This is a genomic window from Sporosarcina koreensis (assembly GCF_042655825.1).
Lineage (GTDB): Bacteria > Bacillota > Bacilli > Bacillales_A > Planococcaceae > Sporosarcina > Sporosarcina koreensis.
Map to the genome: position 1 here is coordinate 68,603 of NZ_JBHSNP010000002.1, position 20,915 is coordinate 89,517.

General features: G+C 44.1%; 21 protein-coding genes. 11 read left to right on the top strand and 10 right to left on the bottom strand.

The features are described 5' to 3' along the window. The first annotated feature begins 64 nt into the window (after positions 1-64). A complete protein-coding gene (locus ACFPTP_RS00355) occupies positions 65-2,449 on the top strand; it encodes a polyprenyl synthetase family protein (protein ID WP_381441354.1) in 2,385 nt (794 codons plus the stop codon). Positions 2,450-2,694: 245 nt separating this feature from the next. Here ACFPTP_RS00355 and ACFPTP_RS00360 read toward each other — a convergent pair whose 3' ends face one another. Next, on the bottom strand, positions 2,695-3,714 hold the full coding sequence (locus tag ACFPTP_RS00360; protein ID WP_381441355.1) for an alpha/beta fold hydrolase: 1,020 nt from the start codon (positions 3,712-3,714) through the stop codon (positions 2,695-2,697). A gap of 128 nt (positions 3,715-3,842) precedes the next feature. On the opposite strand from ACFPTP_RS00360, the gene ACFPTP_RS00365 reads away from it, so the two are divergent. Continuing rightward, positions 3,843-4,532 (top strand): HAD family hydrolase, encoded by a 690-nt coding sequence (locus tag ACFPTP_RS00365; protein ID WP_381441357.1) that lies wholly within the window; start codon positions 3,843-3,845, stop codon positions 4,530-4,532. Positions 4,533-4,587: 55 nt separating this feature from the next. Here the strand turns inward: ACFPTP_RS00365 and ACFPTP_RS00370 are convergent, their stop codons facing one another. Together ACFPTP_RS00370 and ACFPTP_RS00375 are read right to left on the bottom strand one after the other, a co-directional pair. Further along, entirely contained in the window at positions 4,588-4,950 is a 363-nt protein-coding gene (locus tag ACFPTP_RS00370; RefSeq protein ID WP_381441358.1) for a VOC family protein, read from the bottom strand. 19 nt (positions 4,951-4,969) lie between these two features. Continuing rightward, positions 4,970-5,476, bottom strand: coding sequence for a DUF1648 domain-containing protein (locus tag ACFPTP_RS00375; RefSeq protein ID WP_381441359.1), 507 nt, complete (start codon positions 5,474-5,476; stop codon positions 4,970-4,972). Between the two features lie 429 nt (positions 5,477-5,905). Between ACFPTP_RS00375 and ACFPTP_RS00380 the strand changes: the two genes are divergently transcribed. Beyond that, entirely contained in the window at positions 5,906-7,552 is a 1,647-nt protein-coding gene (locus tag ACFPTP_RS00380) for a malate:quinone oxidoreductase (protein WP_381441360.1), read from the top strand. A gap of 47 nt (positions 7,553-7,599) precedes the next feature. Here ACFPTP_RS00380 and ACFPTP_RS00385 read toward each other — a convergent pair whose 3' ends face one another. Beyond that, positions 7,600-8,049, bottom strand: a complete 450-nt coding sequence (locus ACFPTP_RS00385; RefSeq protein WP_381441361.1) for a GNAT family N-acetyltransferase — start codon at positions 8,047-8,049, stop codon at positions 7,600-7,602. A 176-nt stretch (positions 8,050-8,225) separates the two neighbouring features. Between ACFPTP_RS00385 and ACFPTP_RS00390 the strand changes: the two genes are divergently transcribed. Genes ACFPTP_RS00390 through ACFPTP_RS00400 form a run of 3 tightly spaced genes read left to right on the top strand, consistent with a single transcriptional unit; the run spans position 8,226 to position 10,472 of the window. Next, the gene (locus ACFPTP_RS00390) at positions 8,226-8,975 is read left to right on the top strand and encodes a methionine ABC transporter ATP-binding protein (protein ID WP_381441362.1); all 750 of its coding nucleotides are present in this window, start codon (positions 8,226-8,228) and stop codon (positions 8,973-8,975) included. Beyond that, complete coding sequence (locus tag ACFPTP_RS00395) at positions 8,968-9,630, top strand: methionine ABC transporter permease (protein WP_381441364.1); 663 nt, start codon at positions 8,968-8,970, stop codon at positions 9,628-9,630. Before ACFPTP_RS00390 ends, ACFPTP_RS00395 begins: the two co-directional genes overlap by 8 nt. Before the next feature lie 14 nt (positions 9,631-9,644). Further along, positions 9,645-10,472 carry a MetQ/NlpA family ABC transporter substrate-binding protein gene (locus ACFPTP_RS00400; protein ID WP_381441366.1) on the top strand — a complete coding sequence of 276 codons (828 nt, stop codon included), beginning with the start codon at positions 9,645-9,647 and terminating at the stop codon, positions 10,470-10,472. Between the two features lie 253 nt (positions 10,473-10,725). Here the strand turns inward: ACFPTP_RS00400 and ACFPTP_RS00405 are convergent, their stop codons facing one another. Continuing rightward, positions 10,726-12,132: a purine-cytosine permease family protein gene (locus ACFPTP_RS00405; protein WP_381441367.1), complete on the bottom strand. Its 1,407-nt coding sequence runs from the start codon at positions 12,130-12,132 to the stop codon at positions 10,726-10,728. 344 nt (positions 12,133-12,476) lie between these two features. Here ACFPTP_RS00405 and ACFPTP_RS00410 point away from each other — a divergent pair, with 344 nt between their 5' ends. Then, positions 12,477-12,788, top strand: a complete 312-nt coding sequence (locus ACFPTP_RS00410) for a DUF378 domain-containing protein (protein WP_381441368.1) — start codon at positions 12,477-12,479, stop codon at positions 12,786-12,788. Positions 12,789-12,824: 36 nt separating this feature from the next. On the opposite strand, the gene ACFPTP_RS00415 is transcribed toward ACFPTP_RS00410, so the two are convergent. Then, on the bottom strand, positions 12,825-13,403 hold the full coding sequence (locus tag ACFPTP_RS00415) for a hypothetical protein (RefSeq protein ID WP_381441369.1): 579 nt from the start codon (positions 13,401-13,403) through the stop codon (positions 12,825-12,827). A 158-nt stretch (positions 13,404-13,561) separates the two neighbouring features. Here ACFPTP_RS00415 and ACFPTP_RS00420 point away from each other — a divergent pair, with 158 nt between their 5' ends. The 4 genes from ACFPTP_RS00420 to ACFPTP_RS00435 all read left to right on the top strand — a co-directional run bounded on the left by ACFPTP_RS00420 (position 13,562) and on the right by ACFPTP_RS00435 (position 17,314). Next, the gene (locus tag ACFPTP_RS00420) at positions 13,562-14,083 is read left to right on the top strand and encodes a sigma-70 family RNA polymerase sigma factor (protein WP_381441371.1); all 522 of its coding nucleotides are present in this window, start codon (positions 13,562-13,564) and stop codon (positions 14,081-14,083) included. Next, complete coding sequence (locus tag ACFPTP_RS00425) at positions 14,076-15,233, top strand: hypothetical protein (RefSeq protein WP_381441372.1); 1,158 nt, start codon at positions 14,076-14,078, stop codon at positions 15,231-15,233. The genes ACFPTP_RS00420 and ACFPTP_RS00425 overlap by 8 nt, the downstream gene beginning before the upstream one ends. Positions 15,234-15,360: 127 nt before the next feature. Then, positions 15,361-16,071 carry a GNAT family N-acetyltransferase gene (locus ACFPTP_RS00430; protein WP_381441374.1) on the top strand — a complete coding sequence of 237 codons (711 nt, stop codon included), beginning with the start codon at positions 15,361-15,363 and terminating at the stop codon, positions 16,069-16,071. 295 nt (positions 16,072-16,366) lie between these two features. Then, positions 16,367-17,314, top strand: a complete 948-nt coding sequence (locus ACFPTP_RS00435) for a Gfo/Idh/MocA family protein (RefSeq protein ID WP_381441375.1) — start codon at positions 16,367-16,369, stop codon at positions 17,312-17,314. A 15-nt stretch (positions 17,315-17,329) separates the two neighbouring features. On the opposite strand, the gene ACFPTP_RS00440 is transcribed toward ACFPTP_RS00435, so the two are convergent. From ACFPTP_RS00440 to ACFPTP_RS00455, 4 genes are all read right to left on the bottom strand, one after another. Beyond that, positions 17,330-18,454, bottom strand: a complete 1,125-nt coding sequence (locus ACFPTP_RS00440) for a DUF4179 domain-containing protein (RefSeq protein ID WP_381441376.1) — start codon at positions 18,452-18,454, stop codon at positions 17,330-17,332. Continuing rightward, on the bottom strand, positions 18,435-18,986 hold the full coding sequence (locus ACFPTP_RS00445) for a sigma-70 family RNA polymerase sigma factor (protein WP_381441377.1): 552 nt from the start codon (positions 18,984-18,986) through the stop codon (positions 18,435-18,437). The genes ACFPTP_RS00440 and ACFPTP_RS00445 overlap by 20 nt, the downstream gene beginning before the upstream one ends. 185 nt (positions 18,987-19,171) lie before the next feature. Further along, positions 19,172-20,194 (bottom strand): DUF4179 domain-containing protein, encoded by a 1,023-nt coding sequence (locus tag ACFPTP_RS00450; protein WP_381441378.1) that lies wholly within the window; start codon positions 20,192-20,194, stop codon positions 19,172-19,174. Continuing rightward, positions 20,169-20,717, bottom strand: a complete 549-nt coding sequence (locus ACFPTP_RS00455) for a sigma-70 family RNA polymerase sigma factor (RefSeq protein WP_381441379.1) — start codon at positions 20,715-20,717, stop codon at positions 20,169-20,171. Before ACFPTP_RS00455 ends, ACFPTP_RS00450 begins: the two co-directional genes overlap by 26 nt. Positions 20,718-20,915: the final 198 nt, after the last annotated feature.

Genomic DNA, 20,915 nt, shown 5'->3' on the forward strand with positions numbered 1-20,915 from the left:
TCCATTGCATATAGTGGAAGTGATGTTTTCACATCCAAAAAATACGAAGTAGAGGTAATGTAGTATGAATGATCAGTTACAAAACAACGCTGATGCCTATTATCGGCTTGCGAAGAAGAAGGCTGCCGATTATTTCACATCACTTTCCGGACAGCTCGCCAACAAGATTTATGCTACTACCTTGACGAAAGATATACAAACTTGGAAACAGAATCACATCCGCTATAATTCATTCTTATCCTTTTTTTCGCATAGGAAAGGAAAATCAGATTCCCGGGGGTATCAAACTTATCTACGATGGCTTGATTCCACCGGAAAACTGGATGCCTACCTTGACCGGAGCATCTCTTATATTTACCTCAGGGACTTGGGGAAGTCCCTGGATTCACCTCAAACACGGGATAGAATCCGGCATGTCGTCGAAGATGTGAAAGAACATTTGCCGCTTTCCGGCACAGCTCCAACTGAAGGAAGAAATAAGCTGTTTACGATTGCCGGGTTATATCGTTGGGCTCAGAAGGCAGGCGTTGCGTCGACGATGATCTGGTTGATGGATAAACTGAAGGCCGTATCCTCCAAGATACCTGCGGGCATGGATGCTACGGAAGCGAAGAGGAAATTGATGAAAATCATTGCAGGGGTGGTCATGCACCGAATCGAAGAAATGGGGGAGGGCGTTCCTGCCGAAGAACGCGCCGGTAAATTGGACGAAGCGATCAGGCTCGGCTACTCCTATGGTTTGACATATCCTTTCATTGATGACCTTTTGGATTCGGGTGTCTTATCCGATGAAGAGAAAAATCGATATACCGCTTTGATACGAACAACCCTTGTTACGGGATCTGTGCCCGCATTAGGGAGATGGAGTGGAAAAAATAAAGAGCTGATCCGATTTATCCATTCGGAACTTCGGGAAGCGTATACGTATATTCAAGAGCGGCTTCAGCATGGTGCAAGGGAAGGGTTCCTTGAGCAATCGTATGTATTTTTTCATTCCCAGGAAGTGGACCGCGAAAAGGATCTATCCAATGCGTATTATTCGAATGAAGAGCTGTATATTCCGGTCATTCTAAAATCCGCTTCTTCAAGGCTGATTGTCCGATCGGTATTAAGTGCTTCGGAAGATGACGGTTTTGACAACCGGACTTTCTTCTACGGCATCTACAATCAGCTTGCCGATGATTTTGCGGATATGTTTGACGATCTGATGGCCGGTGCGGTGACACCATACACCTATTACTTGAAATATCATAGTGCGCGTCCTGACTTGATCAACCCTTTTGAATTGTATTGGACCGTCATTTCCCATTTGGTCCACAATGTTTATCACTCGGACACGAAGACGGTTGAAGTGATGCTCACGCGTGCAATCAACGGGCTGAAACGGTTTAAAGAGCGAATGGGAGATGATAAATACGGCGAAGTGATGGAGATTTTTGCAACTGGAAATCCCCAATTTGATAGAATTATTCAAACGATGGTCCGAAAAGCCGTAGACGTTGATTTCTTTGATAAACTGCTTCGGGATCATATCATTGCCAATTTCAGTGATGAAGAGGAAGAGCGGGAAGCCTTTTTAGACATGGTCAAAACCGTACGTGGTCAGATAAACGACGTCTTACATATCTTCGAAGACGATGACGCTTCTTTCGTCGAAGAGCCGATCATTGATGCTGCAAATTACAGTCTGCAAGGCGATGGAAAACGACTCAGGCCAATCATGACATGGGTTATGGGCGTTCACGAATATGGACTGGATCAGTCTGCAATCATGCCCTTACTGAAATCGTTGGAATATATGCATACAGCTTCCTTGATTTTCGATGACCTGCCGTCCCAAGATAATTCAACCATCCGCAGGGGATGTCCAACGTTGCATCATATGTATAATACGGCTACGGCGGAATTAACCGGCCTTTATTTGACGCAGAAAGCAGTGGAAGAACAAGCATCGCTCGACAAGTTTGAGCCGGAATCCGTGCTTCGCCTGATCCATTATTCAGCCGGAAAGACAGCAGACATGTGCAGGGGCCAGTCAATGGACTTGAATTCCAAAGGCAAGAAATTGACATTGGAACAGCTCAATACGATGTGCTTTTATAAAACCGGCATCGCCTTCGAGGCTTCCCTTATCATGCCTGCCATCCTAGCAGGCAAACACGAATCCGAACTGGAAGCCTTGAAAAGGTTCGCCTACCACGCCGGCATCGCTTTTCAGATCAAGGACGACTTGCTCGACGTCGAAGGCGATTTGGCATCCCTCGGAAAGCCAACCGGAAAAGACGCCGAAAACAACAATTCGACTTTCGTATCAGTTCTAGGTGTTGAAGGCGCCCGAAAAGCAATGTGGGACCACTACTGCACCGCAATGGAAACACTGCAAGAAACTCACCACAAAACAACCTACCTGAAACATCTTCTAAACTACATCGTAAATCGAGATAGTTGATGAGTTGTCAGAATCTTTTCGGTGCCTGTTCCGCAAACTATTCAGATTATACACTGCAATTGTATAGAGAGGATAAGTGAATATTGTAGTCATGGCATTTCATTGTCCGCATAGAGTATTATTATTCGCTGGGTTGAATTGTCATAAATGCGTCTTGCACAGGCATCCACACAATTCTAGAAATCATATAGAAAAGCCTCGCTCAATCTGATGCAGGAGCATCATAACTGAACGAGGCTTTTTGATTACTTCAACTCAAGTACGGGTTCTTGGCGTGATTCAGCAAGGGTTCGGCTGTTCCGTTCCTGGGTTTGGGCAACGACGTGATGGATTGCTTCTATAACGTACTCGGGTCGTGGCATTTGGAGGCTATGTCCCTTACGATCACTCGTCTTATGGATGCTGTTGGTCGACCGGGAGGCCAGTTCCTTTTGCATCTCGGTCCATTGGGCACCAAATCCGGGATTATTGACGACAGCGATCGGAAGGTCACCAAACTGGGGATTTTCCGTACTGTTTTGTAATTGATCCGCAGCAGCATCCAGGTGTGGCCATGCACCTTTAAACTCCAATCCAGCCGTCCTTCCGGCAAAAATACTGTAAACATTCCCTTTCCATTGCTTATATTCTTCGGTACTCAACTGTTGTTTGTAATAGGAAAGTTCATTTGCAAACATTGGAATGACACCTAGAACATTACCGAGGAATCGTGGAATCCCAAATGGGGAGACCAACCTTAAGATCATAAGCATAAAACCGATGGCGGCAAAACCTTGTTTGAACTTTACATCATCCTTGAGTGACTCATGCGTTGAATCCAGAAACACGAGACCGGCTACTTGATTCGGATAGTTCAAAGCATAAAGTCTGGCAATCAGCCCCCCTAAGGAATGACCGACAAGCACATAAGGTCCAGGAGCTCCAGTCGTATGAAGCAGGCTGTGAAGTTCTTTAACTGTATGCTCGGGGGTTGGCTCGGGACCAGGTTCACTTGAGCCCATGCCTGCCCGGTCATATGTAATGACTCTCGTAAACTTGGATAATTCTTTACGAATATGCATCCATGAATAAGAACAATCTCCCGCACCATGAATGATAACGACTATGGGTGCACCTTGGCCATCATCCGTTACATGGAGACGATAGCCTCCGACGTCGACCATTTCACCAGGACAAGGTCTTCTTGCGTCCTTGTGACGTGAAGCTTGTTCATATACGAATCCGATTAGTAGTAAACCTGCCAATACGACGATTCCTATTAACATCTTTCCCCCTGCTTTCTCAATGAATTCAATTCATTATATGTAGAAATCCCTATTAAAACAATTCTAAAATTTCTAGTATATGCTAAATTTATATTTAGGAAGTTTTTCTCGCTTAGGGGGAGATGGAATTGATTAAAGCGGTGATTTTTGACTTGGACGGAACATTGTTGAACCGGGATGAGTCAGTCAATATGTTCGTGAATAATCAATATGACAGGTTGAGGAAGTTTATTGGCCATATTACAAAGGAGCAGTTTGCAGCTAGGTTTATCGAATTGGATAACCGCGGATATGTATGGAAGGATAAAGTGTACCAGCAGCTGGTTGATGAATATAAAATTACCGGTATAACGTGGGAGGAGCTGCTTCAAGACTATATTGAAGAATTCCAGAATAGCTGCGTACCTTTTCCTAATCTCATAGAAATGTTGGAGGATTTGAAAAAAAGAAATTTGAAGTTAGGGATCATTACGAATGGCAAAGGGCAGTTTCAGATGGATAATATCAAGGCGCTTGGCATTGAAAATTATTTAGACGCCATTTTAGTATCCGAATGGGAAGGCATCAAAAAACCCGATCCACAAATATTCACCAGGGCATTGAAGCAGCTAGATGTTTCAGAGAATGAAAGCATATTTGTCGGGGACCATCCTGTAAATGATGTGGAAGCTGCTAAAAATGCTGGAATGATTGGTGTTTGGAAAAAGGATGTTCAATGGAGTACGGTGGATGCCGATTTTATCGTCGACGATTTGGCGGAGATTCCTTTGATTATAGATAGAATAAGCCCCAGAGATAAAGCTCTTCCAGTGAGCTGAATAAAATAGACGAAGAACAGCCAGCTGTCTTCGTCTATTTTTCATGCCCCCTCAATTACTTCTTTTGAATAAGTCCAAAGCCAATTCCGGTAGGATCCACTAAATAAGCAAGGTAAAACTCGTCGAACTCCATTTTTTCTCTGACGACCATCGCGCCATTTTCTTTTGCCTTAGCAATCGCGTCATCAATTTCATCTACTTCAATCTGAATCCGCGTACCGTGGGGAAAATCATTTGGTCCTTTTCCAATCCCCCCGCCGATTCCATTGCTTTCTCCATCCCCAGTCGAGACGGCCCAATAATCCCATCTAGGAACGGCAATCTCCCAACCGAAAACGGTGGAATAAAACTCCGCCGCTTTTTCAGGCTCCTGACTACTCAACTCGAATCCGACTACGTTTCCTGTGGTTTTTTTCAATTCAATCCCTCCTAATAAATTATTTATGCCTTATTGATCGGACAACGAAAAAGATTATTGAACCGAACATGACGGTGAGAGTAATAGGCAAGAATAGAATACCGATCGACTCAGCTTTTCCTAACGCCACTTGCACAATATTATAATCTATGAAGACAAACAGCAGGACACATTCATTTTTAATTACATTTAGTAATAAAACCGAATTTTTGTATTGGAATTCTATGTTGTTTTCATTTAGGTTCATATAATTATGCCATTCCGGATGTTTTTCGAGGAACGTCATAAAAATGGCTAAGATGGCGGCAATGATCGGAAGAAGGATAAGCTCCCACTTCGATCCCCATCGATTCACTTCGCCAGCTGCATTATAATGTGCCGGAACCTGATCAGGCAGCTGTCCCCAAACTGCAATCAGATGGACGATTCCTGCCGTAAAGACAATCAGCGTAAAGCCATCGAACACTTTTTGAAAGGTGGACTTCGGGATATCCAGTTTCGGTCTCTTGAAATTGTATTTATCCATTTCCTTAACACCCCTTTGTTACTCTCTTTACGAAGTCGACCAGGAAAAGTTTCAATGGTAGGATCTCAGTTTGGTGCCTGTGCAGCAAACTATTCAGACAATGCACTACAATTGCATAAAGAAAAACGAAAACCCACTCACGCCGAAGCCGGGTTTTTGTTTTGTGGTATTTTTATTCATTACTTCAAATAGTCATAAATGTGTCTTTCACAGGCACGCACACAATTCTCACACAATTCCGGTATGATTCATTCAAACAATGAAACAATTGTGCATTTTGAGGCATGTGGAGAAACAATTATGATATAATATATGAGGTTATTATTGAACAGAAAAGGTGTGTTCCTAGCTCGCGTCTTGTCTTGTTGTGACGCCTAAGAGGGAGCGTCTACATCCTTTCTGATAATTTAGGACATAAGGATGATAAAAATGAGCAACGGAGAAACAAAAACAGACGTCATCTTAATTGGCGCCGGAATCATGAGTGCAACTTTGGGTACAATGTTGAAGGAATTGGCACCGGACTGGAAAATCACCGTGTTTGAAAAGCTCCCGGGCGCAGGAGAAGAAAGCTCCAACGAATGGAACAATGCAGGGACAGGACATGCTGCACTGTGCGAGCTCAACTACACCACTGAAAAGCCAGACGGAACTTTAGATATTAGCAAAGCAATAAAGGTTAACGAACAGTTCCAGCTTTCCATGCAGTTTTGGTCTTATCTCGTAAACAATCAACTGATCAGTAATCCGGAAGATTTCATTATGCCATTGCCTCATATGAGTTATGTGCATGGGGAAGAGAACGTGAAGTTCTTGAAAAAACGTTTTGAAGCGCTTTCCAATAATCCTTTATTCGAAGGGATGGAATTCTCGGACGATCCGGAGCAGCTGAAAGAATGGCTTCCTCTCATGATGAAGAATCGGACTGTGAATGAACCGCTTGCTGCGACAAAGATCGATACCGGTACGGACGTCAACTTTGGCGCGTTAACACGCATGCTCTTTGACCATTTGAAAGATAATAATGTCGATATAAACTATAACCATAGTGTGAACAACTTGAAACAAACGGCTGACGGCTCATGGGAATTAAAAGTTAAGAATCTCAATACGGGAGCCGTTGAACAACATACCGCGAAATTCGTATTTATCGGTGCTGGAGGAGGAAGTTTGCATCTCCTTCAAAAATCCGGTATCCCAGAAGGCAAGCATATCGGAGGCTTCCCGGTGAGCGGACTCTTCTTAGTATGTAAAAATCCGGAGATTGTCGAGCAACATCACGCGAAAGTGTACGGCAAGGCTTCTGTAGGTGCGCCGCCGATGTCGGTTCCGCATCTTGATACACGATATATTGATAATCAAAAATCATTGCTATTCGGACCGTTCGCCGGCTTCTCACCGAAGTTCCTGAAAACGGGCTCCAATATGGACCTGATCACTTCAGTGAAACCGAGCAACGTCTTTACGATGCTGGCGGCAGGTGCGAAAGAGATGGCATTGACGAAATACTTGATCCAGCAACTGATGTTATCGAAGGAACAGCGGATTGAAGAGCTGCGTGGCTTTATTCCAAGCGCTAAAAGCGAGGATTGGGATATTGTCGTAGCTGGCCAACGTGTCCAAGTTATCAAAGATACGGAAACGGGCGGCAAAGGGACGCTTCAATTCGGTACGGAAGTCGTCAGTGGTGCCAACGGATCGATCGCCGCATTGCTCGGGGCATCGCCTGGGGCATCGACTGCGGTTCACGTCATGCTTGAGATACTGAATAGATGTTTCCCGGAGAAAATCAAAGAGTGGGAACCAAAAATTAAAGAAATGATTCCATCTTACGGCGTGTCGCTCGTCAACAACCCGGATCTCTTGAAGGAAATCCATGCGACAACCGCGCAGGCGCTCGGTCTAATCACAGATGTGCCAGAATCCTCGAATGAAGAAACAGAAGCAATTGAAGAGGAGCCGGTTGAAGTCGAAACAGGTGAAACAGAGCAAGATGCTGCTCTAGGAGTAGACCGCGAAGTTCCGAACGTGGATGATACGTTAATTGTAGAAGAAGAGCCTGAGAAGAAAGAGTAAAAAGAAAGCTGACTTGGCGGAATCTGCCTCGTCAGCTTTTTTGCATGTCAAAATGTATACCGGGCCACTTGTTCGCCGCTTATGACGAACCCCTCGACTTCTTTGAACCCCATCTTTTCATAAATGTTCTTTGCATGTTCGTTCTCCGGCTCATAGGAAAGCGTGATCGTTTGATGGCGCTCTTCTTTAATCGCCTTAATATCATCCATCACAAGTTGGATCGCTTCTTTCCCATACCCTTTTCCTTGATGCTTTTGATCGATCATCATCCGGTACATCCAATATTCATGATCGTCTTCGTCAATTCCGTAAAGCGTAAAACCGATCATTTCCTCGCCAAGATAGATTCCTTTGGCATGGAAGTTTTCAAGGAAATTCAACTGTGCCAGTGACACCGCGTTTGATGCGACGAAGTTCACTTGATCTTCCCGTACGCGAAGCGAAATGGCCTTCACCCAATTGTCTTTCGTGATTGTTTCCAAATGCAACATAATCATCTCCCCTTCTCCTAAATTATAGTCGCTGATCTGGCAATCTTGGAAGCACTATTATTTAAAATCTGTGTAAAATTAACAATAATATTATGCAACTGATAATATGACAATTTAGGAAGATTAGGCTATAATATTAGACGTCGTAATCACCCTTCAAATCATGGAAAGGGGATTTTTTTATGATTACATTACATAATGTGAGCAAAAGCTTCTCGTATTTTCAGGCTATTCAATCAGTCTCCTTGTCGATAGGAAAAGGTGAGATCCATGGCATTATAGGGGCTAGCGGCGCTGGAAAATCGACGCTTCTGCGACTGATGAATTTATTAGAAGTTCCGGATGAAGGGGAAGTGGCAGTTAACGGTCAGACGCTGACAAGATTGAACGGCAAACAACTCCGGCAAGCAAGGAAATCCATCGGGATGATCTTTCAGCATTTTCATTTGGTGGCGAATAAAACAGTATATGAAAACGTCGCCGCATCGTTGGAATTGTCCAAGTTTCCGAGGAAAGGACGCCGAGCCCGTGTTCAGGAATGCCTTCAGTTTGTCGGGCTGGAAAGTTTCATAGGCAAGTACCCTGCCCAATTAAGCGGCGGACAAAAGCAACGGGTTGCAATTGCAAGGGCATTGGCGAACAATCCGCAAGTGCTATTATGCGACGAGCCGACATCATCACTTGACCCGAATACAACCGCTGAAATATTGAGCGTGCTGGAAGACATCAATCGAAGCTTCGGCGTTACGATCGTCATTGTCAGCCATGAGATGGAAGTGATCAAAAGCATTTGCAACCGTGTCACGGTCCTGAATGAGGGACAAGTGTACGACACAGTTTCCATTGAGCCGAAAGGGATTGGAATGAAGAATAATAGCCCAAGTTTCTTCGTGGAACAGCTGACAGGGGACGGTGAATCGAGCCATGCCTGATATTTTGCTTCAATACGAAGCTGAGATTTGGCGTTCAATCGGGGAGACGTTCATCATGGTCGGGGTTTCGATTGCCGCGGCTGTTTTAGTCGGCCTCCCTGTAGGGACATTGCTTTTCCTATGCAGGAAAGGGCAGATCTATGAGAACCGACTCGTCTTTTCGGTATTGAATTTATTGGTGAATATTATCCGTTCATTCCCATTTCTATTATTGGTCGTCTTTCTCATCCCTTTTACAAGGATGATCATCGGGACCGCCATCGGGACGACGGCCGCAACGGTGCCGTTATCGATCATCGCCATTGCGCATTATTCGCGTTTGGTCGAACAATCGTTGGTCGACGTGCCGAAAGGTGTTATGGAAGCCGCGATTGCGATGGGGGCGTCGGTCAGGCAAGTGATCTTCAAATTCCTTTATGTCGAAGCCCGCTCCGGACTCGTTTTAGGATTAACGACGTCAATCATCAGCTTCATTTCATACTCAACAATCATGGGCGTCGTCGGTGGCGGCGGCATCGGGGACTTTGCGATCCGGTACGGCTACCAACAATTCAAAACGGATTTGATGATGTACATGATTATCATTATGGTCATACTCGTGCAGTTCATCCAATTTACCGGAACGACTGTATCAAGAATGATAGATAAACGCTAACAGGAGGAAACAACATGAGAAAATTATTGGTGCTGACGGCATTGCTGATGGTTTTATTAGCAGGCTGCGGCAAGGATAAAGCAGCGGAAAAACCTGCTGACGTACAAGAAAAAGATGAAAAAGTGACGTTGAAAGTCGCTTCATTGATTCCACCGATGACGGAAATCCTTGAGCTTGTGAAACCGAAGCTTGCTGAGGAAGGAATCGATCTGGAAGTTGTCGTATTAGGCGACAATGTCCAGCCGAATAGTGCGCTAGCAGCGAAGGAAGTGGATGCGAACTTCTTCCAACACGTGCCGTACATGGAGGAGTTCAACCGGAATAATAACGCAAACTTAGTTCCAATCACACCAATCTATTTTGCGAACTACGGAGTTTATTCAAAAGACTTCGCGTCAATGGATGAACTGCCTGAAGGATCCGTCATCGCGATGGCGAACGACGTTTCCAACATTGATCGTTCGTTGTCGTTGCTCGCACAGCATGACGTCATTACGTTAGGCGAAAAGAAAGACACATATTACACACAAGCGGACATTACCGATAACCCGAAAAAATATAAGTTCGAAGAAGTCGATCTGCTCATGCTTGCGCGCATGTACGATGATGCGGACGCAGTCGTCATGACGCCCGCATATGCCGCGCCACTCGGTTTGACGCCGAAAAGCGATGCACTGCTTACGGAAGGCGTTGAAAATGACTTTGCGATCACATTGGTAGCACGTGAAGACAATAAAGACTGGGAGCCAATTCAGAAGTTGGCTGACGCAATGACAAGCCCGGACGTACGCAAGTTTTTAGAAGAAAACTATGACGAAACCGCAATTCCGGCGTTTGAATAAAGTGAGAAGAGCCATTCCAAGTGATTTACAACTTGGAATGGCTCTTTTCCTGTACTGACGATAAGATATCGATCATTTCCCGATGTATATCGGTCAATTTCAAATAGTTATCGGTCAGTTGCGGTGAGTTATCGGTCAGTTGCGGTGAGTTATCGGTCAGTTTCTAGAGTTTATCGTCATTTAGGGACTTTAGAGCTATCGAAACCGCATGAAAAAACCATGCCCAACTCAATCGGGCATGGCTTCCATTCGTTCATCGTTTCAGTTTGTCTTCTTCAACAATATTCATTGGTTCTTGTTGCAAATAATACTTTCCTTTTGTCATTATCGCAATGATGACCGTCAAAATTGCGGCGAGCACTGCGGCGAAAAATGCAGCAGTCGATTGGAGGAATAATCCCATATAGCCAAGCGCAGCGATTGTACCGATCACGCTTGAAACGAGGAGGGAAACAACGCCGACAGGATTCCATTTATACAAGTAATCCTGCGTCGCGACATAATAATTCGGCCCGATTTTCAACCACTTTTTGACGACGAGCGCATCCGTCACCAAGATGGACGCCCATGCAAATAGGAAAACGCCCTGGAATGTCATGACCGTAGCAAGATGGTCTACAATTCCGCCAAGCATTAACACAATTGCCGTCAATGCGGAGACAACGACCCAAAAACGTCGGCCGGGGGTAAAACGAAAGATATTTTCAAAGAAGTTTGATAAGGAGAGTGAACTACTATAAATATTTGTGACATTAATACGCAATTGCGTCAGCATCGTAAATAACGCACCGCCGATTCCAAGCAGCAGCACAATGTAAACGCCTGGATCCGACTCCAAATAACGGACACCGAACCAGATACCTAATCCTCCCATAACGCCATAACAAAAAATTTGAGGAATGAACCCGATTGCTAAAGATCCGACTTTAATATCTTTAGGGCGTAAAAAACGGGCATAATCAGAAGCGAGAAGAGCGGTTAAGCCCATAATCCCATTATGCATACCGATACAGAAGAGCAGGGCAGTTCCGCCAAGCTGTACTCCTTCCGGCATATAAGAGAAAACAGGACCCGTATAAATAGCAGGTTTGATGAATGAAACAACGATGGCTGTAACCAAGAATAGGACAAAAATCGGTAATGACCATTTTTGCAGCTTGTCCAGTTGTTGAATTCCAAACCAATTAAGAGGAATAACAATGAGTCCGAATACGAGGATTAAAACCCATTTAGGAAGGGAAGGTAGAAAATGATGTACGGCTGATATGAGAATCAGTCCTTCAAAAGCACAATACATAATAAAATTCGATGCGTAAATGAGAGAAGTCAATGATGCCCCGATATAGCCGAAGCCGCCGCCCCGGGATAATAAGTTCACGTTCATTCCCGACTTGGCCGATAAATAAACGATGACTGTACCGAGTAAGCCTGCTACGATGATTGCGTAGCCAGCGGAAATGAGGGCATTGGGAGCCCCGAATTGAAGTGCCATCACACTTCCCATCTGAAAGTAAAAGATTGCTGTAGCGATACCAAACGTAATGTTCGTAATGCTGAGCCAGCCAGCCTTTCGTTCCTCGCGAGGTACACGGTCCAAGGAATAATCCCGGACGACCTCTTCACCTGTGTCTTGTTGCAAAGTAGTTTGTTCTGTTGTCATAAATTCCAGCTCCTTATTGTGAATCGCTCACTCCTTCAGCCATTAGGCATATTTTTGATCAAACTTCTTTAAGAATGCTCACCCCACCATTTTATCAAAAAGTAACATAAAAACCAAGCGTTACGCTTGGAGACAATCTTTGTTGAGGCGGAAATTTCAATTGAAAACCGATATGACCTTAGCTAAAAAACTATGGAATCGAAACATTTATTTTAATGAGCGGATGATGGCGAACGCCACGGACCCCGAAAATGACAAAAAAACTTTTTTGTGATTTTTGGATGTATGAAAATCCTCTTTTAGCAAAAGATAATCGTAATTGTTAATATGAGGAGGAATACGAAATGGGAGCGGTTCGACGGATAGCACTTGCATTGGTCATCATAGGAGCATTGAATTGGGGACTGATTGCTTTTTTCCAATTTGACTTGGTTGCGTCTTTATTTGGCGGACAGGGTGCATTTATGTCAAGGGTAGTGTATGCACTTGTAGCAATCAGCGGATTAATCTGTTTGGCAATTTTATTCAGTCCGGATGAAGACAGGGAAGTCGTGACGACTCGGCGTCACATCTCCAACCCGAATCTCAATACCGAATTTGGCGAGGAGCCTGATTTCACGAAGGAACGGAAAATCGTTGAAAAAGACGAGGACTAATAAGAGTGACAGTCGGCCTGCGAACGCGGGGGACTGTCACTCTTTTTTTTCTTCCTCAATCATTTCTTCGATTCTTTCCATTTGCTCCTGTACTTCTTCCTCTACATCCGCTGTGGCGGGAATGAATGGTTCCTCATTATAGTCGATACGTTTCCCATAGCGGAGCATCTCGTATAAGACCATGCCGTTGTTCGGTTTGCCGTTCACCGTGAACATCGGCACAATATCCAACAATACAAAGTAAAACACGTAAAAAATAAAGCGCTCAAAAAAGGTCCTGTAATCTTCCAGGAATCCATTCGCCAGCAACATATTGATGGCAAGCGCCAACACAAGATTAATGAGGATGGGACCCGCGTAAATGCATATATACACAAACTTGCCATCCCTCTTTACAGAATCAAAAGAAAACCAACTATATAAATGATAATATTTCCGGATATCGACGATGCCTATCTTTTTAAAACGTGGGCCAGATCCGATCGTCAATCTTGGGTTTTTAACACCAAAAATCGCGCTCGCAATCAAATAGCCGGATTCCCTAAGGAATGAAACGACAGGCAAAATGATAAAGGCGGAGATGACCAGTGAAACTAAATCCGTAAGTCCAAACATGAAGTACACCTGCCTTAAATGATGAAAAGATCATCCTTTTATTCATACCCGGGTGTATGGTGCGCAAACAAACGTGTTACAGTTAAAATTATCCAACCGGAAAGTGAAACCGTTTCATCGTTTGCTTTGTCTAACAAGTAGGGAAGGGAGGCGGAGGGGTGGAGAAGCAGGAACGGGATCGATTACTATTAACCGCTATGGACTCCTATGGAGATTATTTAATGCGGCTTACATATGCAATAGTCAAAGATGAAAAGAAGGCGGAGGATATCGTTCAGGAAGTGTTCATCCGCTATTATCTAAACCTTGAGAAATTCGAAGGGCGCTCGTCCGTTAGAACATATTTATACCGGATTGCCGTCAACGAGTGCCATAACTATTTCAAAAGCTGGACATACAGGAAAATAGAAATCTCAAATCTATTCGGCCATTTGTTAATCAACAAGGATACGCCTGAAAAAGAGATACTACAAAATGAATCAGATTCTGATCTTATGAAAATGATTGAAAGGCTACCACTCAAATATCGGGAAGTCATTTGGCTACATTATTATTCAGAGTTGTCGATTGTAGAAATTTCCAATGTGCTTGATTGTCCCGTAAACACAGTCAAAACACGGCTTGCCAGAGGAAGAAAACTGACCCGAATAGCCTTCGAGGAGGGGAATGATTATGCATGAGCGCTTATGGAAAAGCCTGGATCAATCGATTCCTGAACAGGTGAAGCTAAAGGACGAGCAAAAACAGGCGATTATAGCGGAAGCACATCGCCGGCTGGATAGTAAATCGCCTTCAAGGAAGCCAACCTTAAAGCCGCTTATCACCGTGGTTGCTGTTGTCGGAATTGCCGGATTCCTTGCGGTTCCATACATCCAGCAAGAAATGGGCGAACAAGCTAATGAACAATTGGTTTCTGTTGAGGCTCTGCAAAAGGTTTCCATACCTGGCGAGAATCTTGCTACATTGATTACTGCGATTTATGTGGATGAAACGAAGGAAATGATATACGCGGATGGGAAAAGTATTTACGCATTCGATACTGAATCGAAAACAAAAGAGATTCTTGTAGAGGATGCGAATTCTTCAGGATACAATGTTGCGGCAAATGAGAGATGGATCATTTGGAAGCAGGATGCTGAAGAGGGTTATTCCATTTTGAATCGGTTAAACGGGGAAACTCGAAATATTCCCGATGAATTGCATGGCATGCAGATTGACGGGGATCAGCTGACGTCTATATCTGTTGGCAACGGAGAAGGAGTCTGGTTTACGCAGCTGGATTTACTGACACTTGAACAGACGAAACTAAGTGATCTGACAAAGATTCATTTCGAACCTGTAAAGGGGGGAACAGGAAAATTTATCATTGCGGATAAAGTGGAATCAGGCAACTCAAAATTTGCATTTACAGTGCATGATCTTAAATCACATCGTCAAATTGGCAAGTACTCTTTTCCATATGAAAACGCAATTAACCTCTCCATTTCAGGAAACAAGGTATTTGCCGAACTTTATAATAAAGGAGACACGGGGCCAGTCTTGGGTTATGTAGACTTAACAGACGGACAGTTCTACAAAGTGGAGACACCAAAGTTTTTTACGTATGCCGTATTCGAAGACATTCTTGCGCTCGATATCCCGGTAAAGGATTCCCGTACTGTCAAACTTTATAGGATTGAAAATAATAAAGCATATGCGTTGCCGGTGTTGGATCACATACAGGAACGCCTTGTAAAACCAAGGTTTACGCCTGAAGGGGCATTAGTTGTCAACGTGGAAGGCGCCGATTTCTACTCGTTGTACGTTGTAGATGCAACTAAGTTGGAATGAATGAAGGACGGCAGCTGGCAGGCTGTCGTCCTTTATTACAAGAAGGGAATCGCCCTGTTATTGTTGAATTAAGTATGTGGATTTTTTTATTCAGCAAGACCGTTGGCACTATGAAAGGGATGGTACTGTGAATTTGTTTAACACGATAAAGATGGATCGGGAGTATTGGCTTGTTGATCAAGTGAAAGTAGAGGGAGTATTAGAGCTGGAATATAGAGATGCTTTTAAGAGTTTACTAGTCGATTGGCAAGAAAATGAAATTGGCTATTTGTCTCTTTTAATGGATGCCACGCATGAGGAATGGCTGTTGGAGCAGGGCTTCTACAAGGTTTCAACAATCGTTGAATATACCCGCACATTGGATGGAAATTTAACGGAAGAGCCTGAAATTACTAAGGAAGCGCTGGTCGATAGCAGAATGGCGGATTCTGATTTTGCGAAGCTGTACGAGCGTTGCCGTAGCGGATCTGCGAATAAAAACAAGCTGTTCACGATTGAGCAGGTGATGGAATCTCTTGAAAATGAACTTGGCCCCGAATGGAGGGCTTCTTGTTACATGTTCCGGAAATCCGGCGAGCCGGTCGGGTTGAGCATCCCGATTATCGAACAAGGAACGGTTGATGAGGGACGTCTGTTTTATTTCGGCGTCGTTCCTGAGTATCGAGGGAAAGGGTATGGGGCTGTATTTCACCGGATTTCGCTTAATTTGCTGCGGAAAATCGGTGCCGCTACGTACGTCGGCAGTACAGATGAAGCAAATCAGCATATGATTCGCATTTTTGAACAGAACGGCTGCCGCTTGCGGGACCGGAAGGGGATTTACCGGATAGATCGGTGAGGGGTTCTCGTTCACTTAAGGTGAGTTCTCGTTAAGGCATCTGGACTTCTCATTTGCTCCTGAAAAGTTCTCATTTACCCTTGGAGAGTTCTCATTAAGGTGTGATGAGTTCTCAATATGACGTTCTGGAGGAACCTCTCGTTTATTTTATCAAGGGCCCATTCTTTTCGTTTCAAGGTCTATTCTTTACGCGCCAGGGTCCATTCTTTCGCTATGAAGGTCCATTCCTGTTCACTAAATGAACCGATGACAGTCCGCCTCACCTATTGTACGATAGGGAAAAGGGGGAATTTTCATGATACATATTGGTATCATCGGATTAGGTGCCATTGGACAACGCTTGATCAGACAATTTAAGGAACATGACGAAGTCACAATAACTGCGGTTTGCGATCGGAATGAATCACTTGCAAAGGAAACGGCAAGTCATCTTGGCAATGTGCAAGCCTACACAGATTATAAGCAGTTACTTGCTGACACACAGGTGAATCTCGTTTACGTGGCGGTGCCGCCGAAATTCCACCACGCCATCGTAATGGATGCCATTCGGGCGAAAAAGAACATTCTATGCGAGAAGCCTTTGGCGAATTCATTAGATGAGGCAAGAGAGATGGTGAATGCTGCGAAAGAAGCGGGCATCGTGCATGCCATGAACTTTCCGCTTAATTATGGCCAAGCTGCATCGAAATTTGCTGAACTGATTGACGACAATTACATTGGCAAGCTGCGCCGCCTTCAACTTTCCATGCACTTCCCGGAATGGCCGCGTGCTTGGCAGAAAAATGACTGGGTTGGCGGAAGAGAGCAGGGTGGTTTTGTCCTTGAAGTCGGCGTCCATTTCATTCAGCAAACTTTGAAGCTGTTCGGCGAACTTCACAATATTAAAACACGTTTGGAATACCCTGAAGACTCGTCGCTCTGCGAGAGAGGCATCATTGCTACAGCGGAACTTGCAGACGGCACGCCGGTGTTAATTGAAGGAATAAGCGGACAAGCAGGGAAAGAGCATATTGGATTTACCGCATATGGAACGGAAGGCGTCCTGACGCTAGAAAACTGGGGCGAGTTACGGGGAGGGAAAACGGGTGCCGATATTGAACCGATCTCCCTTGATGAAATTACTCCGCTCAGGTTGATTGATGAGCTGGTTAAAGCGGTGAACGGTGCCGAGGCTGAGCTTTACGATTTCGAAGTTGGCTATCAAGCGCAGAAGATACTGGAGGAATTAAGAAAAGAGAAGTAGAGGGGGCTGATCCCTCTACTTCTCTATCTCAATCACTATTTCAGCCAGCTTAAACTCTTCCATCGGTGCAGTGCTGCCTTCATTGCGGTAATACGCCCCATTTTCATAAGTGCCATCCCTTTGTGAAAGCACTACGGTTGGCGTGACAATTAGCTTTTTTGCTTTGGGATCAAGTTCTTCAAGAGTATGTGTATGGTAGAGACGTAAGGCTGAGTCGCTTTCACCGCCGTTAACATAAGTCGCGTACGTATGGCCCAAGTCATCCTTAACGTCCACACTTACAGAGACGAAATCCCATTTTGCATTTAGCTTTTCTGTGATGATTTCCTCGTAAAAGAGGATGAACGACATCGGGGTATAGACGACTTTATTCATCGATACAGTTACATCATGTCCCGCAGAAGTCAATTCAACAGATTGCTCCACATTGTCAGTCGCCAGCAAATCGAATTGGAACTTCCAATTCCCTGCGATTTCTTTCCTGCTGTATGTCGGATCAGATATAATCCTATTGATATCGATATTTGACGAATCGAGTATAATCCCAGTGATGTCGAACTCAAAACTACCTTCCTCCACTCGATTTTCCGGATACATTTTGGCTGTTGAAACACCTACATAACGGAAATCATCTACCTTTTTTATATCTATGCTACCCGTTGCCATATGACCTCCGACATGATTGAGAATGGCTGGCATGCCTTTGAGTGATGGATTGTCTCCTAAATCTATCTCTGAAATCAGCTCATATGTGACGTAAAGCGTTTTCCCATCAAACACCGCCTCATTCAAAGTTATGCTAATACCGTTGTCCTCTTGCGTAATCTCAAGCTTTTTAGCCTGCTCACTATAGTTTTCAAAGAACCCATCATCGTTGAACCATTTGAAGACATGCCCGATAATTGGGATTTCCTGTGCAAATGAAGTGAATGACAACCCGAACAGGGCAGCTGAAGATAGTCCGATTGAAATCGACGCAGCGGCGGTCATTCTCCTCCATCTAACAGACTTTGGCTTTCTGATCTTCCTTTTTAAGTCTTTCTTCACTTTCACTTTTTCCGCTTCGCTTACTTCCTCTATTTCAAAATGGCTGACGTCCATTTTAATATCATTTAAGTGATCATACACATCCTTCTTCATACAATAACCTCCCATTATCCCGCAGATTCTTTTTACCTCTGTACACCCGATTATCGACGGCGGACTTGCTCAAATTTAGTTGCTCTGCGGTTTCTTCTGCTGAAAATCCAAGCAGATATCTCATAATGAAAATTTGCCGGTCAATCGGTTCTAGTTGATGAAGCAATTCATTGACCTTATCTTCTGCGTCTGTTTCATTGGCTGCCTGGATGGGAATCTTCAATAACTCCGAAGTGATTTCGAGGTTCTTAGCCTCTTTCCTGTAATAATCGATCGCTTTGTATTTGGCAACAGCGCAAATCCAGTTCTTAAATTCATTCGGCTCACTCCCGCGGAACTTCTTTGCGTTCTGCCAAACCGAAAGAAAGACATCATTTACGCATTCGCCAATCAGTTCTTCCTGTTGGATCGGCCCTAGAACTTGCCGGACAATACTTTTCAGCAACGGCAAATAACAATCAACAATAAAGTCCAAGGCATCTTCCTTTCCGGCTTGGAGACGTTTAATAAAATTTGCTTCGTTAGATTTCATCAGCTTCGCCTCTTTTTCTTTGTAAAAGCTTCTACACCCTATATAACGAAAAGGAAACGGCAGAATTCGCAAATATACAAAAAGAAATTAAAGATCCCTAATTAGTATGTATGGTTAAGAAGGTGTCGAAGTAAGACGATAAAAAACTGTCGGCCATCTTTCACGACCGACAGTATGGCTTCTATTTATAATTCTACTTCAATATCCTCAAAATAGATCACTTTCGCTCCTTCAACCGTGCTCACCGTTGCAAACGGGTGAAATATTAGTTTAGTTGCCTGCGGATCGATGTTATGGATGGTTGCGCTCCATTGCAGATCCTCACGAGTTCTAGCGCTGCCATCAGCAAACCCGCCGTTGTAAGGAACTTCGTATTCATTCCCGAGATCATCCGTCGCTTTCAGTTCCGCTTCGACTGCCGTCCAATCATCCAGTAATGCAGGATCGACCAATTGCTGATAGTAAATATTGAAGGTTAACGGTGTCTTTCTCACTTCCTTGACTAGGATGGCTAAACCATCTTTTTCAACTTGCTTATTCAACGTCTGCACTTCGGGTTCGATTAAAGGCAGGGAGAAATCGAGCTTCCAGTCGCCTTTCACCTCTTTTTTATCGCCTAGCAGCATTTTTGGTTCCCAGACAACGTTCACCTCATCGGGTGTATCCGAAAACCAGGGGGTGATAGTTATTATGCCTGCATAGCCTAATCCCTTCACCTTCTCAAAGGAGGCACCAGCGTTTCCAGCGGGTATGCCGTCAACGGTTGGCCAGCCGTCAAAAAGTAATGAGGAGCCATAATTTTTATTTGTTTGTATTGTCACTGCCAAAGTGATGGTCGTCCCATCGAAGACTCCTTGGTCGATATTGACTAAAACGCCTTTATCTTCCGCAGTACGGCCGACGTCGGTCGCAAGCTGTCCGAATTCCTTATAGGCCGGCTTACTCGTTGAACCGAAATAGTCGAATACATTCCCAATGACCGGCAGTTGGCTAATCATATTCGCCATCACGGGATTTAACACCATCGTCCCGCCTAAAATGCTGACCGCCAAAGTAGCCGCAAGTACATATCCAGCCCGCCGTTTGCCCTTCCTTTTAGGGGAAGGAGCATTCTCTTTGAATGAATTCTCAATGATTGAATCCAACTTCTCGCTAGGCACAGGAATTGCTTCCATCGTGTCTTCAATAACTTTCGTTTCGTCTCTCATCCATATAAACTCCCTTCATTTTTGTTTTCAACAGGGCGAGACCCCTATGTAAGTTCGTTTTGACGGTGCCTTCAGGGCATCCAAGTATTTCCGCAATCTGCTTGACCGCGAAATCATGATAAAAGCGCAAAATGAGAACTGATTTATACTTTTCATCTAATTCATAAAGGACGTTGGTCAAATCCAGTTTTTCTTCAATCGAACTGCTGACCTCTTCAATAACGTCCGGAATTAAATAGTCCTCCATTGTAGTTACCTTTTTATTTTTGCGAATCTCCTTCAACGAGACATTGATGCAAATCCTTGTCGCCCATGTGCTGAAATATGCAGGATTTCTCAGTTGGTGTATGGATTCTATGACTTCCAATACGGTTTGCTGAAACACTTCCAATGCATCATGTTCATTTTTCATGTAAATGAATGCCATTTTATACAGTTTGTCTTTCTCCTCTTTCAGAAGCGTTTGCAATGCATTCTGATCACCTTTTATCGCTTGCTTTATAAGCCTCTCTTTTTTTGACATGGAATCACCACCTTCTATAGATTAGGTGAACGGGATGGACGAAACGTTTCAACTTTTTTAAAAACGGAGTAAACTGAGGTTGAAAAAATAACAACCACTGAACCTAACAGGAAATTGAGTGGTTCCTAAGTCCCTAAATGACCATATATCTTGGGAAATGAACGATATCTCTCCGAAATTGATCTATAACTCACGGGA

Coding starts and splice junctions, on each gene's coding strand:
- ACFPTP_RS00355 (WP_381441354.1), top strand. CDS start 65: ATGAATGATCAGTTACAAAACAACGCTGATGCCTATTATCGGCTTGCG.
- ACFPTP_RS00360 (WP_381441355.1), bottom strand. CDS start 3,714: ATGTTAATAGGAATCGTCGTATTGGCAGGTTTACTACTAATCGGATTC.
- ACFPTP_RS00375 (WP_381441359.1), bottom strand. CDS start 5,476: ATGGATAAATACAATTTCAAGAGACCGAAACTGGATATCCCGAAGTCC.
- ACFPTP_RS00380 (WP_381441360.1), top strand. CDS start 5,906: ATGAGCAACGGAGAAACAAAAACAGACGTCATCTTAATTGGCGCCGGA.
- ACFPTP_RS00385 (WP_381441361.1), bottom strand. CDS start 8,049: ATGATTATGTTGCATTTGGAAACAATCACGAAAGACAATTGGGTGAAG.
- ACFPTP_RS00390 (WP_381441362.1), top strand. CDS start 8,226: ATGATTACATTACATAATGTGAGCAAAAGCTTCTCGTATTTTCAGGCT.
- ACFPTP_RS00395 (WP_381441364.1), top strand. CDS start 8,968: ATGCCTGATATTTTGCTTCAATACGAAGCTGAGATTTGGCGTTCAATC.
- ACFPTP_RS00400 (WP_381441366.1), top strand. CDS start 9,645: ATGAGAAAATTATTGGTGCTGACGGCATTGCTGATGGTTTTATTAGCA.
- ACFPTP_RS00405 (WP_381441367.1), bottom strand. CDS start 12,132: ATGACAACAGAACAAACTACTTTGCAACAAGACACAGGTGAAGAGGTC.
- ACFPTP_RS00410 (WP_381441368.1), top strand. CDS start 12,477: ATGGGAGCGGTTCGACGGATAGCACTTGCATTGGTCATCATAGGAGCA.
- ACFPTP_RS00415 (WP_381441369.1), bottom strand. CDS start 13,403: ATGTTTGGACTTACGGATTTAGTTTCACTGGTCATCTCCGCCTTTATC.
- ACFPTP_RS00425 (WP_381441372.1), top strand. CDS start 14,076: ATGCATGAGCGCTTATGGAAAAGCCTGGATCAATCGATTCCTGAACAG.
- ACFPTP_RS00435 (WP_381441375.1), top strand. CDS start 16,367: ATGATACATATTGGTATCATCGGATTAGGTGCCATTGGACAACGCTTG.
- ACFPTP_RS00440 (WP_381441376.1), bottom strand. CDS start 18,454: ATGAAGAAGGATGTGTATGATCACTTAAATGATATTAAAATGGACGTC.
- ACFPTP_RS00445 (WP_381441377.1), bottom strand. CDS start 18,986: ATGAAATCTAACGAAGCAAATTTTATTAAACGTCTCCAAGCCGGAAAG.
- ACFPTP_RS00450 (WP_381441378.1), bottom strand. CDS start 20,194: ATGAGAGACGAAACGAAAGTTATTGAAGACACGATGGAAGCAATTCCT.
- ACFPTP_RS00455 (WP_381441379.1), bottom strand. CDS start 20,717: ATGTCAAAAAAAGAGAGGCTTATAAAGCAAGCGATAAAAGGTGATCAG.